The following is a 16,547-nucleotide window of genomic DNA, read 5'->3' as shown; positions in this document are numbered from 1 at the left end:
CCCGGGGGCGCGGACGGGCCGGCAAGGGGGGCCGCGCGCGCCGCCTCAGAGCGCTGTGAGGGGCTCGGGCCAGGGTGCGAGGTCGGCGCCGGGCACGAGGCCCAGGTCGGCGCAGCCCCGGGCGAAGTCACCGGCGTTGGCGATCTTGTCCGACCATGTGCCGGCGCGGTCCTGCGGCGGGGCGGGACGGATCGGGAGGAGCGGCGCGCCCTGGTCGAAATCCCCAAGGTGCCGGCGCAGCGCCGTGGCGCGGGCGGCATCATCGGGCAGCGCCACCAGCGCCTCGTAGGACAGGGCGAGGTGCAGCCGGTGCCGGTGGCGGCGCATCAGGTCGAGCCATGGCACCCGCCCCCGGAGGAACCGGCGATACCTGCGGGGCGACAGCACGGGCCGCAGCGCGGTGGTGTCGACGCCCCGGAAGGCCCCGGACAGGCGGCGTTTCTCCATCGAGATGAAGGTGTCGAGCGGGTTGCGCAGGAGTGCGCAGGGAAGGATTCGCGGATCGCCCAGCAGGCGGTCGACGGCGGCGACAGGCAGGTGGTGGGGAAAGATCTTGAGCGCCGAGAGCGGGCGCGCGTTGTACGCGGCGAGGCAGGCGATGGCGGCCAAAGGCTCGGCACGGACGCGGGCGACGAGGGGCGGATGCGTCATCAGGCTGCGCAGGTCGGCGGCCGGGTCGGGCAGGTCGACGCCGAGCTGTGCCGCAACGCGGTGCAGACGCGCGCGCACGCTGGCCTCGCCGTCCTGGAAGGAATGGACCTGCACCGCCCGGGGGTTGAACACCTCGGTCTGGCTGGCGACGAAGGGCAGCGCCGCGAGCAGGTCCGAGAGGTAGTTGCTGCCCGACCGGTTGAAGGACAGGACGACGAGGGTGCGCGGCCCCCCGGCCCCCGTCACAGGTTCTCGGGCTGCAGCATCCCCAGCACGTGGTAGCCGCCGTCGACAATCACGATCTCGCCCGTGGTGCAGGCGCCGTAGTCCGAGCACAGGTAGACCGCGGTGCCGCCGATCGCCTCGAGCGTGGCGTTGGCGCGCAGGGGGGCGTTGGCCTCGGTGGTCTTGAAGGTCTTGCGCGCGCCGCCGATGGCCGCGCCGGCCAGCGTCTTCATCGGCCCGGGGCTGATCGCGTTGACGCGGATCTGTTGCGGGCCGAGGTCGTTGGCGAGGTAGCGGACCGAGGATTCCAGCGCCGCCTTGGCGACGCCCATCACGTTGTAGAACGGCGTGACCCGGTTCGAGCCCTGGTAGGTGAGGGTCACGAGGCTGCCGCCCTGCGGCATCAGCTCGGCCGCGCGGCGGGCGACGTCGATGAAGGAGTAGCAGGAGATCGTCAGCGAGTTGCGGAAGTTCTCGCGCGAGGTGTTGATGAAGCGGCCGGTCAGTTCGTTCTTGTCGGAAAAGGCGATGGCGTGGACCACGAAGTCGAGGCTGCCCCAGCGGTCCTTGAGCACCGCGAAACCGGCGTCGAGGCTGGCGTCGTCCGTGACGTCGACGTCGATCATGAGGTCGGAGCCGACCGAGGCGGCCAGCGGCTCGACCCGCTTGCCGAAGGCCTCGCCCTGGTAGGAAAAGGCCAGCTCCGCGCCCTCGGCGTGCAGGGCGCGCGCGATGCCCCAGGCGATGGAACGGTCGTTCGCGACCCCCATGATCAAGCCGCGCTTGCCCGTCATCAAGTTCGCCATGTCCGTCTTACCCGTCAAACCGGCTGAGCAGCATGGAGCCGTTCGTGCCGCCGAAACCAAAGGAATTCGTCATCACCGTGTCGAGGCCGGCGTTCTCGCGCAGGGCGGTCGCGATCTCGTCCGGGCTGAGGGCCGGGTCGAGCGTCTCGACGTTGATCGAGGGGGCGATGAAGTCGCCCTGCAGCATCAGGAGGCAGAAGATCGCCTCGAGCGCGCCCGCCGCACCCTGTGCGTGCCCGGTCATCGACTTGGTGGAGGAAATCGGCGGCGTGGCGCCTTCGCCGAAGACGCGGCGGACGGCCTTGACCTCGCCCACGTCGCCCACCGGCGTCGAGGTGCCGTGGGCGTTGATGTAGTCGACGCGGCGGCCCTGCGGCAGGGTCTGGAGCGCCAGCCGCATGGCGCGCTCGCCGCCCTCGCCCGAGGGGGCGACCATGTCGTGCCCGTCCGAGGTGGCGGCAAAGCCCGTGACCTCGGCCAGGATGGTGGCGCCGCGGGCCTGGGCGTGCTCCAGCGCCTCCAGCACCACGATGCCGCCGCCGCCCGCGATGACGAAGCCGTCGCGGCCTGCATCAAACGCGCGGGACGCCTGCTGCGGCGTGTCGTTGTATTTCGACGACATCGCGCCCATCGCGTCGAAGAGGCAGGACAGCGTCCAGTCCAGCTCCTCCGCGCCGCCGGCGAACATGACGTCCTGCTTGCCCAGCATGATCTGCTCGGCCGCCGCCCCGATGCAGTGCAGCGAGGTCGAGCAGGCCGAGGTGATCGAGTAGTTGATGCCCTTGATCCGGTAGGCGGTGGCGAGGTTGGCGCTGATCGTGGAGGACATGCATTTCGGCACCGCGAAGGGGCCGATCCGTTTGGTGGCACCCGTCGACAGCACCGACTGGTGCGCGGCGAACATGGCGCTGGTCGACGGCCCGCCCGAGCCCGCGATGAGGCCGGTGCGTTCGTTGACGATCTCGGCCTCGGTCAGGCCGGCGTGGGCGATGGCCTGCCCCATGGCGATGTGCGCGTAGGCGGCGCCGGGGCCCATGAAGCGCAGCGCGCGCTTGTCGATGTGCTCGGACGGGTCGATCTTGAGCGTGCCCGCGACGGTGCTGCGGAAGCCGTGCTCGACCATGTCGGGGTGGGTCTCGATGCCCGAGCGGCCGGCGCGCAGGGACGCCTCCACCTCGGCGGCGGTGTTGCCGATGGGCGAGACGATGCCCAGCCCGGTGACGACGACGCGTCTCATCCGCAAACCTCCGGTCTGTCGCGGCGCATGGTGTGCTCCCTCCGTCCTCGGGGTTGTTTAGGATAGCAAGGGGGATGGGGCAAGGCGGTTCGGCCCCGCGGCGAGGCGGCGGGCGCGGCGCGGCCCTCAGCTCTCGCTGAGCGCCACCTTCATGTCGCGGACCTGGTAGATCACCTCGCCGTCGGCCTCGACGGTGCCGTCGGCGACGCCCATGGTCAGGCGGCGGGTCTGGATGGCCTTGGTGAAATCCACCTTGTAGGTCAGCATCTTGCGGTCCGGCCGGACCATGCCCGTCAGCTTCACCTCGCCCACGCCGAGGGCATAGCCGCGCCCGGTCCAGCCGCGCCAGCCGAGGTTGAAGCCGGTGAGCTGCCACAGCCCGTCGAGCCCGAGGCAGCCCGGCATGATCGGGTTGCCGGGGAAATGGCAGGAGAAGAACCACAGGTCGGGGGTGATGTCGAACTCGGCCACGACATGGCCCTTGCCGTGCAGGCCGCCGTCGCCCGAGATCTCGGTGATCCGGTCCATCATCAGCATCGGCGGCTCGGGCAGCTGCGCGTTGCCGGGCCCGAAGAGCTCGCCGCGGGCGCAGGCGAGCAGCGCCTCCCGATCGAAGGATGTCGGATAGTCTGCCATGTCCCCCCGCAGATGTTGTGGTCGGTCCTGCCCCGTCCGTCCGGTCTAGCACCGGGGCTTGCGAGGGCGCAAGGGCGGGGCCGCGGGGCGCTTTGCGATTGAAACCGGGGCGGAAAGCCCCCTATATACTGCTGTCAAGCCCGAGAAAGACCCGACGCCATGACCCCCGAAGCCCTCGAACGCGGAAAACGCTGGCTCGCCAAGGCCGACCTGAGGCCGACGCGGCAGCGCCTTGCGCTGGCCTCGCTGCTGGTGGGCGACGGGGAAAACCGGCACGTCACGGCCGAGGGGCTGCACGACGCGGTCCTGTCGACGGGCGACAAGGTTTCGCTGGCCACCGTCTACAACACGCTCAAGGCGTTCTGCGACGCGGGGCTGATGCAGGAGGTCACGGTCGACGGCTCGCGCAGCTACTTCGACACGCGGATGGACGACCACCCGCATTTCCACTTCGAGGACAGCGGCACCCTGACCGACGCGCCGGCGACCGAGCTGGAGATCCGCTCGCTGCCCGACGTGCCCGAGGGCTACGAGATCGCCAAGCTGGACGTGGTGATACGCCTGCGCCGCAAGACCTGACCGCGCAAGGGTCTTGCAAGACCCTTGCCCCGTCCTTGCAAGGACGGGCGCAAAGCCTTGCATGGCTTTGGGCAAACTCTTGCAAGAGTTTGCTTTGGCCCTAGCCAAACCGGGTCCGACCCTGTAGGGGCTCCGGCAATCCCACCGATTTCCTCAAGGGCCCCCCATGGACCTCCGCAACATCGCGATCATCGCGCATGTCGACCACGGCAAGACGACGCTGGTCGACAACCTCCTCAAGCAGTCCGGCGCCTTCCGCGAGAACCAGGCCGTGGCCGAGCGCGCGATGGACAGCAACGACCTCGAGCGCGAGCGCGGGATCACCATTCTCGCCAAGGCGACCAGCGTGGAGTGGAAGGGGATCCGCATCAACATCGTCGACACCCCCGGCCACGCCGATTTCGGCGGCGAGGTGGAGCGCATCCTGTCGATGGTGGACGGGGTGGTGCTGCTGGTGGACGCGGCCGAGGGGCCGATGCCGCAGACCAAGTTCGTCACCTCCAAGGCGCTGGCGCTGGGGCTGCGGCCGATCGTGGTGCTGAACAAGGTCGACAAGCCCGACGCCGAGCCCGACCGCGCGCTGAACGAGGTGTTCGACCTGTTCGCCGCGCTCGACGCCGACGAGGGGCAGCTCGATTTCCCGCATCTCTACGCCTCGGGCCGCGCCGGCTGGGCCGACGAGACGCTCGACGGCCCCCGCAAGGACCTGGGCGCGCTGTTCGATCTCGTGGTGCGCCACGTGCCGCCGCCGGCGCAGATCGCGCGCGAGGCCGAGCCGTTCCGGATGCTGGCCACCACGCTGGGCGCCGACCCCTTCATCGGCCGCATCCTGACCGGCCGGGTCGAATCCGGCCGCCTGACCGTGGGCGAGACGATCAAGGCCCTCAGCCGCACCGGCGAGCGCCTGGAACAGTTCCGCGTCACCAAGATCCTCGCCTTCCGCGGGCTCAGCCAGCAACAGATCGACGAGGCCGTCGCGGGCGATATCGTGACGCTGGCCGGCATGTCCAAGGCCACCGTGGCCGACACGCTGTGCGACCTGTCGGTCGACACCGCCCTGCCCGCCCAGCCGATCGACCCGCCGACGATCTCGGTCACCTTCGGCATCAACGACAGCCCGCTCGCCGGCCGCGACGGCAAGAAGGTCCAGTCCCGCGTCATCCGGGACCGGCTGATGAAGGAGGCGGAATCCAACGTCGCCATCCGCGTCACCGACACCCCCGGCGGCGAGGCCTTCGAGGTCGCGGGCCGCGGCGAGTTGCAGATGGGCGTGCTGATCGAGAACATGCGCCGCGAGGGCTTCGAGCTGTCGATCTCGCGGCCTCGGGTGCTCCTGCGTGAGGAAAACGGCCAGACGCTGGAGCCGATCGAGGAGGTGACGATCGACGTGGACGACGAGTTCACCGGCCCGGTCATCGAGAAGGTCACGGGCCCACGCCGGGGCGAGCTGGTGGAAATGAAGCCCGCCGGAACGGGCAAGACGCGCATCGTGGCGCTGGTGCCGGCCCGCGGGCTGATCGGCTATCACGGGGAATTCATGACCGACACGCGCGGCACCGGCGTGCTGAACCGCGTGTTCCACAGCTGGGCGCCGCACAAGGGCCCGATCCCGGGCCGGCGCGCCGGCGTCCTGATCTCGATGGAGAACGGCACCTCGGTCGCCTACGCGCTGTTCAACCTCGAGGACCGCGGCCGCATGTTCATCGGCGCGCAGGAGGATGTCTACGAGGGCATGATCATCGGCGAGCACAGCCGCGACAACGACCTCGAGGTGAACCCGCTGAAGGGCAAGAAGCTGACCAACATCCGCGCGTCGGGCTCGGACGAGGCGGTGCGCCTGACCACGCCGATCACGATGACGCTGGAACAGGCCATCGCCTACATCGACGACGACGAGCTGGTCGAGGTCACGCCCAACGCGATCCGCCTGCGCAAGCGCTTCCTCGACCCGCACGAGCGCAAGCGGCAGTCGCGCGCCTCGGCCTGACCGGGGCAAGGATGGCGGCGGAGACGGACGTTCGCCTCTATCTCGACCCCGTGCTCACCGACATGGCCGAGCGCGGCGAACACCTGTTCCTGCGCCGGCTGGCCGCGGTGCTGCAGCGCCACGGCCTGACCCCGCACTACCACGTGCAGACCCCGGCCGAGCGCCTGGCCTCGGCGTCGCGGCCGGGCCGCGCGATCTACCTGATGGAGCCGCCGCTCACCGACCGCGGCCTCACCATCCGCAAGAACTACATCTACCCGTTCTGGAAGATCGAGCGCAGCGCCGAGCGCTGGACCTGGCCCGTGGCCGCCGCGCGCTTCGATCCGGCCGCCGCCCCGCAGCCACAGGCCCGGCGCTTCGCCCGGCGCATCCGGGACCGGCTGTTCGGGCCCGAGGCGGACCGCGCCCGGCGCGACGGCATCGTCTACGTCCCGCTGCAGGGCCGCCTGCTGGAGCACCGGTCGTTCCAGTCGATGAGCCCGGTCGAGATGCTGGAGACCATCCTGCGCTGCGACACCACCCGGGCCGTCCACGCCACGCTGCACCCGGCCGAGACCTACACCCGCCCCGAGCGCGCGGCGCTGTCGGCGCTCGCCGACCGGCACCCGCGCCTGTCGCTGGTCGACCGCCCGATGGCGGCGCTGCTGCAGGTCTGCGACTATGTGGCGACGCAGAACTCGGGCGTGGCCCTGTCGGCCTACCTGCACCGCAAGCCCGTGGTGCTGTTCGCCCGCAGCGACCTGCACCACATCGCGGCCAACGTGCTGGATCTCGGTGCCGAGGAGGCGCTGGCCCGTGCCCCGGACCTCGCCCCCGACGTCGACGCCTACCTGTGGTGGATCCTGCACGACCAGTCGATCAACGCCGCCGTCCCCGAGACCGAGGACCGGATCGAGGCCACCCTCAGGCGCCACGGCTGGCTGGGCTAGGACCGGGCGCGCGTCACCCGCGGCCGGTGCTGCCCCCGCTCGGCAGCAGGTGGTCCATGTTCATCGCGGGCTGGTCGCAGCCGGCCTCGCCCACGATGCGGGCGGGCACGCCGGCCACCGTCTTGCAGGGCGGCACTTCCTCGAGCACCACCGAGCCCGCCGCGATGCGCGAGCAGTTGCCGATGCGGATGTTGCCCAGCACCTTGGCCCCTGCCCCGATCAGCACGCCGTCGCCGATCTTGGGATGGCGATCCTCGGTCTCCTTGCCGGTGCCGCCCAGCGTCACCGAATGCAGCATCGACACGTTGTCCCCCACCACCGCCGTCTCGCCGACGACGATGGAATGGGCGTGGTCGATCATCAGGCCCTTGCCGATCCGGGCGGCCGGGTGGATGTCGACGCCAAAGACCTCGGACACCCGCATCTGGATGAAATAGGCGAAATCGGTGCGCCCCTGCGTCCACAGCCAATGGCCGACGCGATAGGCCTGCACGGCCTGGAACCCCTTGAAGAACAACAGCGGCTGGATGTAGCGATGGCAGGCCGGGTCGCGGTCGTAGACGGCCATGATGTCGGCGCGCGCGGCCACGCCCAGGCTGGGGTCTGCGGCATAGGCCTCGTCCGCGATCTCGCGCAGCAGCTGCTCCGACATCTCGCCCGAGGCCAGCTTCTGCGCCATCCGGTAGGCCAGCGCGCGCTCCAGCGTGTCGTGGTGCAGGATGCAGCCGTGGATCAGGCCCCCCAGCAGCGGCTCGTCGCGCACCGCCTGCTCGGCCTCGTCCAGGATGCGCGTCCAGACCGGGTCGAGCCCGGCCAGTTTCCGTTGCAGCTTCGCCATGCCAGCGCCCTCCGGTCCGTCGCCTGTGCTTCTACCGCAGATAGGCGCACCGGTCCATGACGGAAGGGGCCGCGTCACGGAAAGGCTACACCGGGTCGGGCAGGCGCAGCTCGGCGTAGTGCAGGACAAGGGTGAGCGCGCCGCCGGCGAAGCTGCCCCCCTGCGCGGTGATCTCCAGCGCCGTGGGCGTCCAGTAGACGATCGGCGCCGCCGGCCCGTTGACCCAGGAATTGAGGCCGGTGCCAAGCCCGGTGCCGAACCGCCCGGTATCGCCGGGCACGCCCAGGTCCCAGCTCGCGGCGGTGCCGGTGATCGCCTCGGTGACGCGGCCCGTCACCCCGAACAGCAGCGCCCGCGCGGGGATCACCGGCGCCGTGGTCACGGCGGGGCCCGCGCTGAGGACCACCTCGATATCCAGCGATGACAAGGACATGGAAGCACCCGCAGGACTCAGCGACACGGCGCCCGGGCGCCAGTCGGCCCCGTCCCAGACCGCCGGCAGCCCGCTGTCCAGCACGAAGGCCCGCCAGCCCCGCTGCGGCGCCACGAAGACCCAGCCGCCGTTCACCGACAGCGCCAGCCTGCCGTCCTGCCCGGCCCAGGCGTTCACGCCCCCCGGCGGCACGGCGTAGACCGTCCCCTCGGGCGCGGCCGCCGGCGGGGTCGTCAGGCTGGCCGAGGCCAGCACCAGCTGGGTCATCCCGTCGACCCGCACCAGCGCCTCGTTCACGGTGACGTGCTTCTGCGCCTGTGCGGGCGCCAGCAGCGGAAGGGACAGGCGCGGTGTGTCAGTCATCGATCTCGATCCTTGCAAACGGCCCCGGCCCGAAACGGTCGGACAGCTGGGCAACCTCGATGGTGAAGGGCGACTGCGTGCCGTCCCCGGCCCGCATCGCGGCGGTGTAGGTAAAGGCGGGGGCGGCCAGCGTCGCCTCGCGCCTGGGCCCCCCGGCATCGGTCACGCGCAGGAGGTAGCTTTCCGCCGCCTCCCCCAGCGGCACCTCGATCCCCTCCCAGCTGTCGCCGTCGATCCGGGTGCGCCGGATCCAGCTGAGGTAAAGGTCCCCGCCGGTCGGCGTGGCGCGCAGGTGCGCGGGCGCGTAGGGTCTCAGGCCGACGCCCGCAAAGGCGGCCACCCGCTCGACGTAGCTCGGGTCGTCCACGCTCCGCCGCGCCGGCCCGATGCGGTAGTGGCGGGCCAGGCCGCGGGCCGCGGGCGGCAGGTCGATCTGCACCGGCGCCCCGTCCAGCAGCACGAACAGGCTTCCCTCCGGCCACAGCTCGGGCATCACGCCATCGGTGCCCTGCTGCCCCCTCAGGCGCAGGCCGATGTCCCACAGCCCCTCGCCCACCAGCGTCGCGCCCGCGAACTGGATCACCTCCCAGTCGCCGTCGTCCCCCGACCCGATCGCGGCCAGGTTGGCCCCGTTCAGAACCGCCCCCGCCTCCGCCGCCGACAGCTGGCCCGCCGCGATCCGCACCCGCATGGGCGCACCGCGATCCCAGAGCCCCGGCGCCGCGGCGGCCAGCGGCGTCACCAGCTCGCCCATCACCGCGCGGCGCTCGATCAGCCGGTTGAGCGTGAACCCGTCCGCCCCCGGCGCGGCATAGACCGCGACCGACCCGGGCCAGGGCCGCGCCGTGACCGCCAGGTGCGGGCTGTGCTCCACCTCCGCCCCGGACAGGAGCGGCAGGTCCAGGAACACCGGCGCGACCGGCACCGGCGGCACGAACTCCGAGGCCGGCGCGCGCTCCTCCACCGCGTCGGAGGGCTCGAAGACCGAGGGCTCGGCCCGGACCGCCTCGATCATCCGCACGCCCCGGTCCTCGACCCGGTCGATCCGCCAGGTCGACCCGTCGCCCAGCGCCACCAGCGCCCCCGCGCCCAGCGCCCGCCGCGACGGCGGCAGGGCGAACCGCAGCTGGTCCCGCGCCACCCGCGCCTCGGCCAGCCAGCGCTCGGCGATGGCCTGCCCCTCGGGGCCGGTCAGGGCCAGCGGCAGGTCGGAGGCCGTCACCCCATCGGCGTCGTCGCCGGGGAACACCGCCTCGGCCACCCGCTCCTCGTAGCCCGCCTCGGCCGCGACGAAGCCCACCCGCACCCGCCCCGCGGTCTCGGCCTCGGCGGCGCGGATCCCGGCGATGCCGCCCCAGTCCTCCTCGTCGCGCGCCGTGTCGCCCGCGTCGATCACCGCCTCCGCCCGGCGCGGCAAAGGCAGGAACACCAGCCGCCCCTCCCGCTCCACGGCCTGAAATCCATACGCCAGCATCAGCGCCTGAAGCCGCGCCCGGGCGCTTTCCGTCTCGCCCGACAGGTGCCCGCGCACCAGCCCGTAGAGGGCCGAGACGTCGTAATCCTCCACCCCCGCCGCCTCGCACAGCTCGGCCACCACCTGGTCCAGCGGCGCCGCCTCGATCCGGCCCGTGATCCAGTGGCCAAGCCGCCAGTTGTCCCCGTCCGACCAGCGCTCCACGTCGTTCGGAAACGCCGGCCAGGGCCGCGCGTCCCAGGCCCAGACATGGGCGCGGTCCATCTCCAGCATCGGGCCGCCATAGACGTCCGACACCGGGTTGCGCCCGGGCTCGGCCCAGTAGGACAGCACCGAGCGCAGGTACTGCTGCTGGATCAGGTCGTCGCGCCGTCCGTTGGAATACCGCGGCAGGGCGCTCTCAGAGCTCTTCGGGTCGAAGAAGACGTTGGGCTGGTTGGTGCCCTTGTCGACGGCAGGGCAGCCGATCTCGGTGAAGCGGATCGGCTTCGACCGCGGCACCCAAGGCGTCGTCGCCGAGGCCGAGATCAGCGCGACCTCGGACACCAGCAGGTCGGTCGCATCGCCCCCGCCCCGCAGGTCCGACAGCGACAGCGTCACGCCCGCGGCACCAGGCCGGAACGCCAGCCGCACCTCCTGCCAGTCCGCGCCGGCCACGTAGTCCAGCCGCTGCACCGCCCCGTCATAGACGCTGGCCGCACTCGCCTGCGGCACACCCGTCGCCGATTTCACCAGGAACCGCAGCGTGTAGGTCTCATCCACCGCCAGCGTCACGCCCGCCGACACATGCGAGCCCGCCCCGCCGTGCTCGATCCGTGACACCGGCCGTCCCGCGTCATTCGCACCGGCCCCGTCCGTCACCGTCACCGACGACCCCACGAACGTGCCCGCCAGCTGCCCGCCGAGGCGCAGGATATCCCCCTCCACCCCGCCGACGCGGTCGTAATGCGGCTCGCGCCACCACGCCGCGATGTCCTTGTAGCGAAAGATCCACGGCTTCTGCAGCAACCCGTCGGTGATCGGCTCACGCCGCTGCGCCGCGCGGGCCTCCCCGGTCGGATAGAACCAGTCGTAGCCCTCGCCGCCCTCCACGTTCGCGCGCAGGTAATCCAGCGCATGGATCTCGCCCCAGCCGGCATCGGCGTGGTCCAGCCCGTCGCGCCAGTCCGACAGCGGCATGTAATTGTCGATCCCGACGAAATCGATCTCGGGGTCGGCCCAGAGCGGATCGAGATGGAACAGCACGTCCCCCGACCCGTCCTGCGGGTGATAGCCGAAATATTCCGACCAATCCGCGGCATAGCTCAGCTTGGCGTTCGGCAGCAGCGCGCGCACCTCGGCCGCCAGCGCGCGCAGCCGCGCCACCGCCGGGAACTCGCCGCCCGTGCCCCGCATCTGGGTCAGCCCGCGCATCTCCGACCCGATGCAGAACGCCTCGACACCGCCCGCCGCGGCGCACAACGCGGCCGAATGCAGGATGAATCGGGAATAGGACCACTCCGCCGGCCCGGAGTAGGCGACCGCCCCCGCCGCCACGGCGAAATCCGCCGCCGTCACGCTGCCGAAGAAGGCATCCACCGCCGCGTCGTTCGCGGCCGTGCCGTCCGGGCTTCCCGGCAGCCCCGGCGCCTTGTCGCCCGTGATCCGCCCGCGCCAGGGCAGCGCCGGCTGGTCGCCGGTGTCTGACCACGGGTCCGGCCGCCCGTTGCCGGCCAGGATCTCCATCAGCAGGAAGGGGTAGAACATCACCTCCTGCCCGCCGGCCCGGATCGCCGCGATCGCCTCGATCACCGATCCGTCCGCCGGCGTCCCGCCATAGACCGGACGGCCGTCCACCCGCGCCAGCTCCTCGGCGGCGGCGCGGCCGATCCCGCCCGCCGTCCAGGGCATCTCGACCCCGTCGCGGCTCTTGTCCTCGACCTTGGGGCGCACCGTGCAGGCGCCCGCGCGCAGGTCGTCCCCGAACCAGGAATAGATCAGGCTGACCGAGGCGAGATTGGGCAGGCAGCCGCGCAGTTGGTCCAGCGACCGGGTGAAATCCGACCCGCCGCCGGCCGCGCTGGTGTTCAGGGCGTCCCTGACCCCGAGGCCCGCCCGATAGGTCACGGGCCGCGTCGACAGCACGTATTCCCCCGTCCCCGGCATCAGGGCCACCGCGCGCACCAGGTCGGCCGCGGCAGGCAGCATCTCGCGCCTGGGCTGCGCCGCGCGCGTCACCTCGAAGGCGAAGTGCGGCACCCGGTTGCCGTAGGGCGTCAGGTCAAGGTCCTCGAACACCACGTAGGCGATGCCGCGATAGGCGGGCACCTGCCCCGCCCCCTCCACCGCCTCCATCAACGGGTCGAGCATCTGGTCCCCGGTCCCGGCATAGACCCGCATCGACACCGTGGTGAGGTCCAGTTCCACCCCGTCCGCCCAGACCCGCCCCACGCGCCGGATCTCGCCCTCGCACAGCGCGACGGCCAGCGACACCGAATAGGAATAGGTCGTGGTCCTCGGCTGCGGCGGCGCGCCCTTGCCGCCGCCGCTGGTCGTGGTGGTCTCGACGAAGCGCGTGGCCCAGATCACCTGCCCGCCCAGCCGCATCCGGCCGAACAGCTGCGCCACCGGCGCCCCCTCGCCCGCCTGCGTGATGCGGAACCGGTCGATCCGGCCCCGCTCCACCGGCTCCGACCCCGCGCCGAGCAGCCGCTGGTCGATCACCCGGCCCAGCGTCGCGCCCACCGCGCGGCCGATGACGGCGCCGGTCAGCCCCAGCATGGTGCCCGAGGTCAGGCCGCCGATGGCCGCCCCCGCAGCCGACAGAAGGATCGTCGCCATGCCGTCACATCCTTTCCGGAAACGCGAAGCGCGCCACCACCCGCCGCGCCCAGGGCGGCGTCAGCGCGCTTTCCACCACTCCACGCCCCGAATAGGCGTGGACGAAGCTGGCCTCCCGGCCCACCCGGGCCTGCAGCCCCACATGCTTGGCGACGCCCCCGTCCCGCATCCGGAACAGGATCACGTCGCCGGGGCACGCGTCGGCCACGGGTTTCTCCACCAGATGCCGCCGCGCGGCGGCCCAGAGCCGCTCCTCGCCCGACGCCTCGGACCAGTCCGCCGTGTAGCCCGGCACCGGCTCGGGCTCGGCCCCGTACAGCTCCCGCCACACCCCGCGCAGGAGGCCCAGGCAATCGCACCCCGCGCCCCGGCAACTCGCCTGGTGCACATAGGGCGTGCCCAGCCAGCCACGCGCGGCCACCACGACCGCGCTCACCGCCGGCTGCCCCCGTCCCGCGCCGACACGCGGCTGGGGTGCGCAACCATCCAGTCCTCGCCCGGGATGTCCGGGAAGCCCCGGAAATTCAGCAGGTTGTTGAACTTGAGCCGGCAGGTCTCCATCCGCTTGTCGCAGCCCGCCGTCAGCCGCACCCGGTCGCCCGCCGCGATCCCCGCGCGCAGCCGGTCCCACAGCTCCACCCGCCTCAGCCCACCCTCGGGCCGGTCGACCTTGACCGCCTGCGCCAGCCCCACCGCGGCCCCGTCCAGAACCGCGCAGCGCCCGCGCTCGAACCAGCGCGGCTCAAAGCCCTCCAGCCCCGCGCACCACAGCACCCGCGCGCCCTCGACCGCCACCACCGCGACATCCGCCGCGTAGCCCGGCGTCCCCAGGTCGAACCGGCAGTCGCCATCCCCCAGCACCGCCGAACAGCTGCGCTGGTAGACCCGCCCCGTCGCCGTGTTCAGCCGCTCGGCCAGCCCGCGCAGCTCCGCGGTGAAGGCCCCGTTCGCCCGCGTCAGCTCCCCCAGCGTGCCGCGGAACTGCAGCACCCGGTTCTCGGGGGCCGCCCACTGCACCAGCCACGCCTCGATCGCCGCCCCGTCGAAGCGCCCCGCCGCGATATCCGCCTCGGTGATCGCCGCGTCCGACAGGGCGCCCACGGCTTCGGTGTTGTCCACCGACAGGCCCGTGGTCTGCACCAGCGCCGCGGCCGACATCCCGCTGTCGGGCTTGAACGTCACCCCGTCGAACACCAGCGCCCGGTCGTGATCGGTGAAGCCGTAGACCACCCCGTCGCCCCGCGTCAGCTTCCAGCACCGGCAGACCCCGGTCGCCCCGGTCGCCAGATGCGCATCCAGCGCCGCCGCCCCGCTCACAGCCGGATCTCCACGACCGGCACGTTTGGCACCTCGCCCGCCTGGAAACTCGCCACGCTGGTCTGGATCACGTCCGTGTCGAAGCGCACCGGCACGTCGAACTCGAACCCCGCCGTGATCACCTCGCCCGCGTCCGGCGGCTCGGCGAAGGTGATCAGCCCCGTCGTCACATCGACCTCCGCGTCGAGGCCCAGCACCTGCTCGTCGCCCGACACGCCCAGCAGCACCGTGCCCAGCACCGGCTTGGCGATCGGCCGCACATAGACATCCGGGCCCTCGCCATAGGTCTTGCTCAGGGCAAACACCGTCGCCACGCCATCGGCCACCGCGATCTCCTGGTCGCGGAAGCCCGGCGTGCCCGAGGGCGCGCAGCTCTTGTAGTCCGACCAGTCCTTCCAGCGGAACCCGTGCAACTGCCCGCGCCGCGCCTCGAAGAACGCGATCAGCGCCGCGATGTCGTCCAGCGACCGCAGCGAGACCCCCGCGTCGTAGCGCCGGCGCGACTGCGCCCAGGGCGTGTTGCGCTCCTCGTAGCCGTTGGTCAGCGCCACCACCTCGGTGCGCCGCTCGGGGCCGCCGACCGAGCCGAAGCTCAGGTTGGCCGGAAACCGGACCTCGTGAAACCCCATCGCCTGCCCTCCTCAGCGGTTGCGCTGGCCGCGCGCCAGCGCCCGGCCCATCTGCGCCGCGATCTGCGTCTGGCTGCGCTGGAACCCCTGCACGTCCGGCGTGGTGATGTTCATCACCACCTGCACCGGCGCACCCCCGCCCGCGGCCGCCACGCCCAGCCGCCCGTCCGGCCCGCGGCGGAGCGGCATGATCGCTTCCGGGCCCGCCTCGCCCATCAGCCCCATGCCGCCCCGCATCGGGAACGGGGTCGGCCCCTGCACGACCCCGCCCCGCGCAAAGGGCATCACCCGCCCCTGCGCGATCGCCCCGCCCTTCTGAAAGGGCAGGATCCCGCTCACCAGACTGTTGATCCCGTTGGCGATCGCCCCGCCCAGCGCGGTCTGCACCGGCCGCATCGCGGTGGAATAGGCCGCGTCCACCATGCTCTGCGCGACCGTCCTCAACGCGTCCGACAGGCGCATCCCGTCGAACACCACCCCGTCGAAGGCACGCCTGAGCCCGCCGCCGATCGACCGGCTCATGCTGTCGACCTCGCGGCCGGTGTAGAGCATCGCGTCCTGCATCCCCCTCAGCTCCGCCTGGAACGCCGCCGTCATGCTGGTGGCCGCCGCCAGGCTCACCTCCAGCTCCGCGATCTGGGCGTCCAGCGCCTCGAGTCCCTCATCCATCGCGACCATCGCCGCCCTCCTTGTCCGTCCTGTCCGGGAACCGGGCGATCAGCGCCTCCAGCGCGCCGCGCCCCATCGGCGCCGCGCCGGGCACCTCGCCCAGCATCAGCAGCAGTTCCGCCGGCGTGAGCCGCCAGAACGCGTCGGGCGTCAGCCCCAGCCCCTGCAAACCGGCCCGCATCAGGGCCGGCCAGTCGAAGCGCGGCGCACTCATCCCGGCACCCGGAACGCCAGCGCCAGCAGCCTTGCTGCCACCCGCGCGGCCTCCAGCGGCCCGCCCTCGATCTCGGCCGACACCAGGTCGGCGGGGTCGCCCCGCCACCCCCCGCCCCGCAGCCCCGCGCAGACCAGCATCAGCACGTCCCGCGCGCGCAGGCTCTCGCCCTCGAACCGCGCGACCAGGTCGGCCAGGCTCTCCGCCCCCAGCCGCTCCTCCAGCTCCGCCAGCGCCCCCAGCGTCAGCTTCGCCACCCGCCGTTCGCCATCGACGACCAGCGCCACCTCGCCCGCATGGGGGTTCGCCATGGCTCAGATCGCCGTGAAGGTCAGCGCGCCCGCCGAGGCCATCGACATCTCGTAGGTCGCCTCGCCGTCATGGCTGCCCGCGTACTCGATCGAGGTGATCTGGAACGCGCCCTCCACGATCCCGAAATCCGGGATCACCACCTGGAACCCCGGCGTCGCCCCGTCGAAGAAGATCTGCCGCGCGCGCTCGTCCGTCGCCGCGTCGCGAAAGATGCCCGCCCCCGAGATCGAGGCCGACTTGACGCCCGCGCCCGCCAGCAGCTCGCGCCAGCCCCCCGCCGACTCCAGGCTCGTCACGTCCACCTGCTCGGCGTTGAAGCTCAGCCGCGTCGCCCTGAGCCCCGCCATCGTCTCGAACACGCCGTTGCCGTCCATGTCGACCTTCACCAAAAGGTCCTTGCCGCTCTGGGCTGCCATGTCATTCTCCAG

General features: G+C 72.0%; 17 protein-coding genes. 3 read left to right on the top strand and 14 right to left on the bottom strand.

Annotated elements, in window-relative coordinates:
* Nucleotides 1-45: 45 nt before the first annotated feature.
* From HCU73_RS17145 to fabA, 4 genes are all read right to left on the bottom strand, one after another.
* Nucleotides 46-897, bottom strand: coding sequence for a sulfotransferase (locus HCU73_RS17145; RefSeq protein ID WP_168624712.1), 852 nt, complete (start codon nt 895-897; stop codon nt 46-48).
* Nucleotides 894-1,682: an enoyl-ACP reductase FabI gene (locus HCU73_RS17140; protein ID WP_168624711.1), complete on the bottom strand. Its 789-nt coding sequence runs from the start codon at nt 1,680-1,682 to the stop codon at nt 894-896. The genes HCU73_RS17145 and HCU73_RS17140 overlap by 4 nt, the downstream gene beginning before the upstream one ends.
* Nucleotides 1,683-1,689: 7 nt before the next feature.
* The gene (locus HCU73_RS17135) at nt 1,690-2,919 is read right to left on the bottom strand and encodes a beta-ketoacyl synthase N-terminal-like domain-containing protein (protein WP_168624710.1); all 1,230 of its coding nucleotides are present in this window, start codon (nt 2,917-2,919) and stop codon (nt 1,690-1,692) included.
* Nucleotides 2,920-3,045: 126 nt separating this feature from the next.
* Nucleotides 3,046-3,555: a bifunctional 3-hydroxydecanoyl-ACP dehydratase/trans-2-decenoyl-ACP isomerase gene (gene fabA, locus HCU73_RS17130; protein ID WP_168624709.1), complete on the bottom strand. Its 510-nt coding sequence runs from the start codon at nt 3,553-3,555 to the stop codon at nt 3,046-3,048.
* A 159-nt stretch (nt 3,556-3,714) separates the two neighbouring features.
* Here fabA and irr point away from each other — a divergent pair, with 159 nt between their 5' ends.
* The 3 genes from irr (at nt 3,715) to HCU73_RS17115 (ending at nt 7,050) form a co-directional block, all read left to right on the top strand.
* The gene (irr, locus tag HCU73_RS17125) at nt 3,715-4,134 is read left to right on the top strand and encodes a Fur family transcriptional regulator Irr (RefSeq protein WP_168624708.1); all 420 of its coding nucleotides are present in this window, start codon (nt 3,715-3,717) and stop codon (nt 4,132-4,134) included.
* 166 nt (nt 4,135-4,300) lie between these two features.
* The gene (typA, locus tag HCU73_RS17120; RefSeq protein ID WP_168624707.1) at nt 4,301-6,121 is read left to right on the top strand and encodes a translational GTPase TypA; all 1,821 of its coding nucleotides are present in this window, start codon (nt 4,301-4,303) and stop codon (nt 6,119-6,121) included.
* A gap of 11 nt (nt 6,122-6,132) precedes the next feature.
* Complete coding sequence (locus HCU73_RS17115; RefSeq protein ID WP_168624706.1) at nt 6,133-7,050, top strand: hypothetical protein; 918 nt, start codon at nt 6,133-6,135, stop codon at nt 7,048-7,050.
* A 13-nt stretch (nt 7,051-7,063) separates the two neighbouring features.
* Here the strand turns inward: HCU73_RS17115 and cysE are convergent, their stop codons facing one another.
* The 10 genes from cysE to HCU73_RS17065 all read right to left on the bottom strand — a co-directional run bounded on the left by cysE (nt 7,064) and on the right by HCU73_RS17065 (nt 16,535).
* Nucleotides 7,064-7,888, bottom strand: coding sequence for a serine O-acetyltransferase (gene cysE / locus HCU73_RS17110; RefSeq protein ID WP_168624705.1), 825 nt, complete (start codon nt 7,886-7,888; stop codon nt 7,064-7,066).
* Between the two features lie 85 nt (nt 7,889-7,973).
* Nucleotides 7,974-8,684, bottom strand: coding sequence for a DUF2793 domain-containing protein (locus tag HCU73_RS17105; protein ID WP_168624704.1), 711 nt, complete (start codon nt 8,682-8,684; stop codon nt 7,974-7,976).
* Nucleotides 8,677-12,978, bottom strand: coding sequence for a baseplate multidomain protein megatron (locus HCU73_RS17100; protein WP_168624703.1), 4,302 nt, complete (start codon nt 12,976-12,978; stop codon nt 8,677-8,679). Before HCU73_RS17100 ends, HCU73_RS17105 begins: the two co-directional genes overlap by 8 nt.
* Before the next feature lie 4 nt (nt 12,979-12,982).
* On the bottom strand, nt 12,983-13,414 hold the full coding sequence (locus HCU73_RS17095; protein WP_168624702.1) for an NlpC/P60 family protein: 432 nt from the start codon (nt 13,412-13,414) through the stop codon (nt 12,983-12,985).
* Nucleotides 13,411-14,295: a baseplate hub domain-containing protein gene (locus tag HCU73_RS17090; protein ID WP_168624701.1), complete on the bottom strand. Its 885-nt coding sequence runs from the start codon at nt 14,293-14,295 to the stop codon at nt 13,411-13,413. The genes HCU73_RS17095 and HCU73_RS17090 overlap by 4 nt, the downstream gene beginning before the upstream one ends.
* A complete protein-coding gene (locus HCU73_RS17085) occupies nt 14,292-14,924 on the bottom strand; it encodes a DUF2460 domain-containing protein (RefSeq protein ID WP_168624700.1) in 633 nt (210 codons plus the stop codon). Before HCU73_RS17085 ends, HCU73_RS17090 begins: the two co-directional genes overlap by 4 nt.
* 12 nt (nt 14,925-14,936) lie before the next feature.
* Complete coding sequence (locus HCU73_RS17080; RefSeq protein WP_168624699.1) at nt 14,937-15,602, bottom strand: phage tail tape measure protein; 666 nt, start codon at nt 15,600-15,602, stop codon at nt 14,937-14,939.
* Complete coding sequence (locus HCU73_RS17075) at nt 15,586-15,807, bottom strand: rcc01693 family protein (protein ID WP_168624698.1); 222 nt, start codon at nt 15,805-15,807, stop codon at nt 15,586-15,588. Before HCU73_RS17075 ends, HCU73_RS17080 begins: the two co-directional genes overlap by 17 nt.
* Complete coding sequence (locus tag HCU73_RS17070; protein ID WP_168624697.1) at nt 15,804-16,118, bottom strand: gene transfer agent family protein; 315 nt, start codon at nt 16,116-16,118, stop codon at nt 15,804-15,806. The genes HCU73_RS17075 and HCU73_RS17070 overlap by 4 nt, the downstream gene beginning before the upstream one ends.
* A gap of 3 nt (nt 16,119-16,121) precedes the next feature.
* A complete protein-coding gene (locus tag HCU73_RS17065) occupies nt 16,122-16,535 on the bottom strand; it encodes a phage major tail protein, TP901-1 family (protein ID WP_168624696.1) in 414 nt (137 codons plus the stop codon).
* Nucleotides 16,536-16,547: the final 12 nt, after the last annotated feature.

The sequence above is a fragment of the Roseicyclus persicicus genome (genome assembly GCF_012395815.1).
Taxonomy (GTDB): Bacteria; Pseudomonadota; Alphaproteobacteria; order Rhodobacterales; family Rhodobacteraceae; genus Roseicyclus; species Roseicyclus persicicus.
The sequence above is the reverse complement of the archived record's forward strand: the minus strand, read 5'-3'. Positions and strand labels throughout refer to the sequence as shown.

Bases quoted from the DNA above. Each gene is read 5' to 3' on its own strand.
- HCU73_RS17085 (WP_168624700.1), bottom strand. From the start codon at position 14,924: ATGGGGTTTCACGAGGTCCGGTTTCCGGCCAACCTGAGCTTCGGCTCG.
- HCU73_RS17105 (WP_168624704.1), bottom strand. From the start codon at position 8,684: ATGACTGACACACCGCGCCTGTCCCTTCCGCTGCTGGCGCCCGCACAG.
- HCU73_RS17080 (WP_168624699.1), bottom strand. From the start codon at position 15,602: ATGGTCGCGATGGATGAGGGACTCGAGGCGCTGGACGCCCAGATCGCG.
- HCU73_RS17115 (WP_168624706.1), top strand. From the start codon at position 6,133: ATGGCGGCGGAGACGGACGTTCGCCTCTATCTCGACCCCGTGCTCACC.
- cysE (WP_168624705.1), bottom strand. From the start codon at position 7,888: ATGGCGAAGCTGCAACGGAAACTGGCCGGGCTCGACCCGGTCTGGACG.
- irr (WP_168624708.1), top strand. From the start codon at position 3,715: ATGACCCCCGAAGCCCTCGAACGCGGAAAACGCTGGCTCGCCAAGGCC.
- HCU73_RS17140 (WP_168624711.1), bottom strand. From the start codon at position 1,682: ATGGCGAACTTGATGACGGGCAAGCGCGGCTTGATCATGGGGGTCGCG.
- HCU73_RS17100 (WP_168624703.1), bottom strand. From the start codon at position 12,978: ATGGCGACGATCCTTCTGTCGGCTGCGGGGGCGGCCATCGGCGGCCTG.
- fabA (WP_168624709.1), bottom strand. From the start codon at position 3,555: ATGGCAGACTATCCGACATCCTTCGATCGGGAGGCGCTGCTCGCCTGC.
- HCU73_RS17070 (WP_168624697.1), bottom strand. From the start codon at position 16,118: ATGGCGAACCCCCATGCGGGCGAGGTGGCGCTGGTCGTCGATGGCGAA.
- HCU73_RS17065 (WP_168624696.1), bottom strand. From the start codon at position 16,535: ATGGCAGCCCAGAGCGGCAAGGACCTTTTGGTGAAGGTCGACATGGAC.
- HCU73_RS17135 (WP_168624710.1), bottom strand. From the start codon at position 2,919: ATGAGACGCGTCGTCGTCACCGGGCTGGGCATCGTCTCGCCCATCGGC.
- typA (WP_168624707.1), top strand. From the start codon at position 4,301: ATGGACCTCCGCAACATCGCGATCATCGCGCATGTCGACCACGGCAAG.
- HCU73_RS17075 (WP_168624698.1), bottom strand. From the start codon at position 15,807: ATGAGTGCGCCGCGCTTCGACTGGCCGGCCCTGATGCGGGCCGGTTTG.